The following is a 2079-nucleotide window of genomic DNA, read 5'->3' as shown; positions in this document are numbered from 1 at the left end:
CCTGCGCGACCTTCAGGCTGTGCGTGAGCCGGTTGTGCAGCAGCCCGGCCCCGCCGGCGCTGACCACCTGCGTCACCCCGCCGAGGCGCGCGAAGAACGGCGACGCGGCGATCCGGTCGCGGTCGATCCGGAACGGGCTGGTCGCCAGGTCGGTGAACCCGCCGGAACCGGCAACGGGGTCGCGCCGGGCCGCCCGCGGGTCGGTCTCCTGATCCATGCGCCCGACCCTATCCGGCGATTCACCCCGACGGCGGACAGGCGCGTGGGTACTCCCGGGGTATGTCCCGACGAATGGTGACGGCCCTGGCAGCGCTCGCCCTGGCCACGGCCGCGTGCGGCGCCCCGCCCGGCTCGACGACGGCCGCGAAGCTGGTGAGGGTCCCGGACGCCACCAGGACGCGCAGGACGCGATGCAGCGGGCGGGGTTGTACAACCTGCGCGAGGCCGACGGCACCGGCCAGGACCCGGCGGCGGGTACGGAGGTTCCGGCCGACGCGGTGATCACCTTGACCGCGGTCAAGTACACCGACCGCTGAGCCTCCGGTGGATCCGACCGCCCGAGATGTCATGAAAGGGTCATTCACCTCGCCAGATGACATGAATGAGTCATTCATGTCATCTCCGCGACGCCGGACAGACCGCGCGGTCAGGGCATCTCAGCCGCCGGGGCCCCCCTGGTGCGGAACGCCCGCCCGCTAAGCCTCCGGCTGAGCCGTGTAGGCCGCCAGGCAGCGGTCCGCCTGCCCACGCGCCACAGCCTCGTCCTCCCCACCGGCCACGTGCGCCTCGAACCACGCCTCCCCCGCCTTCGTCACGAACCCGACCCCTTCCGGCGACGCCATCCACGCCATCGCCTCGGCCGGGTCGACGACATACCCCGGATCAGCCGCCAGGTGCCGGACCAGTGCCGTGAGCGCCATGTCCCAGCCGATGCCGACCGCGCCCGGGCCGAACTGCTCCCAGTGGTCGTCGACGTGCGCGGTGTGCTCCAGCTCGAACCGCGTGCCGTCGCCCTCGGGCGTCAGGCGGACCTCGATCCAGCTGACGCCACCGTTGAACTCCCAGGTCGCGGCGAAGCTCTTCGGCGGGTCGCAGCGCTCGACCGTGCCGCCCGCGTTGCCCTCGAACTGGTACTTCCCGCCCACCCGCAGCTCGCCACTGACCGGCAGGAACCAGCGCGGGATGCGGTCGGCGTTCGTGACCGCGTCCCACATGTCGTCGACGTCGGTGTCGTAGACCTGGCTGATGGTCATGACCCGCGCCTCCCCCGCGTCGAGGACGCGCTTGCCGACCGTGCGGCGGACGGCGCTGATCTGGTGGTTGACGTCGATCACGAACTGTCTCCTTCGGTGAGGCGCCGGGCGCGCTTGCCGCGGGCGATTTCGGTGGCCAGTGCGTCCAGGGGCGGCGTCCAGTACCGGCGGAACCGGTCGAGCCAGACGTCGACGTCCCGCAGCGGGGCGTGGCCGACCGCGTAGAGCCGCCTCGTCCCCTCCTGCCGGACGACCGCGAAGCCGTTGTCCCGCAACACCTTCAGGTGCTGCGACACGGCGGGCTGCGAGATGCCGAACTCGGCCCGGATCGCCTCGGTGACCGCCCCGGCGGCCCGTTCGCCGTCGGCCAGCAGCTCGAGGATCCGGCGGCGGACCGGGTCGCCGAGGACGTCGAACGCGTGCACCTCGTCAAGCTACAAGCCGCCACTTATATAAGTCAAGGCTGAACAAGTGGCGACCGTCACCCGCAGTTACTCCGATGTGGGTAACGCCGGTGAACATCAGACGACATCGGTTCCGCTCGGGCCGCCCCACCCGGGAGTATCGGCTCGTGAAGTCGCCACGCGCGGTCCGCTTCGCCTTCCAGCCGCTGTACAGCCTCCAGACGGGGGGCGTCGTGGCTCACGAAGCGCTGGCCAGGCCCGGCCACGGAACGGTCCCCGAACTCCTCGCGCAGGCCCGCCGCGAAGGCCGGCTCGCCGAGGCCGACCTCGGCCTCGCCGTCGCCGCCGTCCGCCAGGACGCCGCCGAGCCGACCGCGCTGCCCCTGCACCTCAACCTCTCCGCGCGCACCCTCGCCGCGCCG

Annotated in this window: 3 protein-coding genes and 2 pseudogenes; 2 read left to right on the top strand and 3 right to left on the bottom strand. The window is 72.1% G+C overall.

Annotation, left to right across the window (positions count from 1 at the left end; genetic code table 11):
- Positions 1-217, bottom strand: a pseudogene (locus tag G3I65_RS19965) (phosphodiesterase); the annotation flags it as partial.
- A 115-nt stretch (positions 218-332) separates the two neighbouring features.
- Between G3I65_RS19965 and G3I65_RS19960 the strand changes: the two are divergent.
- On the top strand, positions 333-536 hold the full coding sequence (locus tag G3I65_RS19960; RefSeq protein ID WP_239071316.1) for a PASTA domain-containing protein: 204 nt from the start codon (positions 333-335) through the stop codon (positions 534-536).
- 159 nt (positions 537-695) lie between these two features.
- Here G3I65_RS19960 and G3I65_RS19955 read toward each other — a convergent pair whose 3' ends face one another.
- Both G3I65_RS19955 and G3I65_RS19950 read right to left on the bottom strand, forming a co-directional pair.
- Entirely contained in the window at positions 696-1334 is a 639-nt protein-coding gene (locus tag G3I65_RS19955) for an SRPBCC family protein (RefSeq protein WP_160697455.1), read from the bottom strand.
- Positions 1331-1678: a helix-turn-helix transcriptional regulator gene (locus G3I65_RS19950; RefSeq protein ID WP_160697454.1), complete on the bottom strand. Its 348-nt coding sequence runs from the start codon at positions 1676-1678 to the stop codon at positions 1331-1333. The genes G3I65_RS19955 and G3I65_RS19950 overlap by 4 nt, the downstream gene beginning before the upstream one ends.
- A 146-nt stretch (positions 1679-1824) precedes the next feature.
- Between G3I65_RS19950 and G3I65_RS19945 the strand changes: the two are divergent.
- A pseudogene (locus G3I65_RS19945) lies at positions 1825-2079 on the top strand (EAL domain-containing protein); the annotation flags it as partial.

It is taken from the genome of Amycolatopsis sp. SID8362 (genome assembly GCF_010550475.1).
GTDB lineage: Bacteria > Actinomycetota > Actinomycetes > Mycobacteriales > Pseudonocardiaceae > Amycolatopsis > Amycolatopsis eburnea.
This window is presented reverse-complemented; position numbering and strand designations above follow the sequence as displayed.